Annotated in this window: 1 protein-coding gene; it reads left to right on the top strand. The window is 63.3% G+C overall.

Annotation, left to right across the window (positions count from 1 at the left end):
- The first annotated feature begins 193 nt into the window (after positions 1 to 193).
- Entirely contained in the window at positions 194 to 1,141 is a 948-nt protein-coding gene (locus ACE04F_RS27905; RefSeq protein WP_486110808.1) for a choline ABC transporter substrate-binding protein, read from the top strand.
- Positions 1,142 to 1,201: the final 60 nt, after the last annotated feature.

The following is a 1,201-nucleotide window of genomic DNA, read 5'->3' as shown; positions in this document are numbered from 1 at the left end:
TTGCGGTCGCTACGCAACCGAGCGGGAGCAAGCTCCCTCGCCACAAGAGCATTCATGCTTCTCAACCTGTCGCCACCGTGCAAAACCGCGTCGCCACAGTTCATCTTCAGCCCCTCGACGCTGCGTAATGTTCCGGTCACGGTGCACCTAGACGCCGACCTACAACAATCCACTGCCGCACGAGACCTCTCCGATGAGAAGACCGTTCAAACGCTGTCTGTCGATCCTCTGCGGTACCGTCCTGTTGAGCTCCGGCGCGATGGCCGCCGAGGCAACGTCCTGCCAGACCGTGCGCATGGGCGTGGTCAACTGGACCGACGTGATCGCCACCAGTGGCATGGCTGACGTGCTGCTCACCGGCCTGGGCTACGAAAGCAAGCAGACCAGCGCCGTTCAGCAGATCATCTTCGCTGGCATCCGCGACAAGCGGCTCGACATCTTCCTGGGCTACTGGAAACCGGCGATGGACAAGAACATCGCCCCGTTCCTGGCGGCCAATCAAGTGAAAGTACTGGACAAACCAAGCCTGGCCGACGCCCAGGCCACCCTGGCCGTTCCCGACTACGTGGCGGCGGCGGGGCTCAAGACCTTCGCCGACATCGCCCGGTTCAAGGATCAATTGGGAGCGAAGATCTACGGCATCGAGCCGGGCAGCGGCGCCAACACCACCATCAAGACCATGATCGAGACCAATCACTTCGGTCTCAAGGATTTCAAGCTGATCGAGTCCGGCGAGGCCGGGATGCTGGCGGCGGTACAGCGGGCCGTCAATCGCAAGGAGTTCGTGGTCTTCGTCGGCTGGACCCCACACCCGATGAACATCAACATGAACATCACCTACCTGACCGGCAGCGAAGACGTCTATGGTCCGAACGAAGGCGCCGCGACTGTCTCCATCGTCACCGCGCCGGACTACGCCCAGCGGTGTCCGAACGTGCAGCGGCTGCTGGAAAACCTCACATTCAGCGCCGCCCAGGAAAGCCAGCTGATGGTGCCGATCATGGAACGCAAGACGCCCCAGGACGTCGCGCGACAATGGTTGCGCGAGCATCCCGAGGACCTGCAGCGCTGGCTCGCCGGCGTGACCAGCTTCGATGGCAAGGATGGCATCGCGGCGGTGCGGGCCAGTCTCAAGAACTGACACGATCTTGCGGGCACTGATAACCCCCGTGGGGGGGGGGGGGGGGGGGGGGGGGGGGGG

Source organism: Pseudomonas sp. AGC41 (genome assembly GCF_057334555.1).
Note: the sequence above shows the minus strand (reverse complement) of the source record. Positions and strands in the feature narration are given on the sequence as shown.

What these genes read in the sequence shown, in the direction of transcription:
- ACE04F_RS27905 (WP_486110808.1), top strand. Translation starts at nt 194, where the DNA reads ATGAGAAGACCGTTCAAACGCTGTCTGTCGATCCTCTGCGGTACCGTC.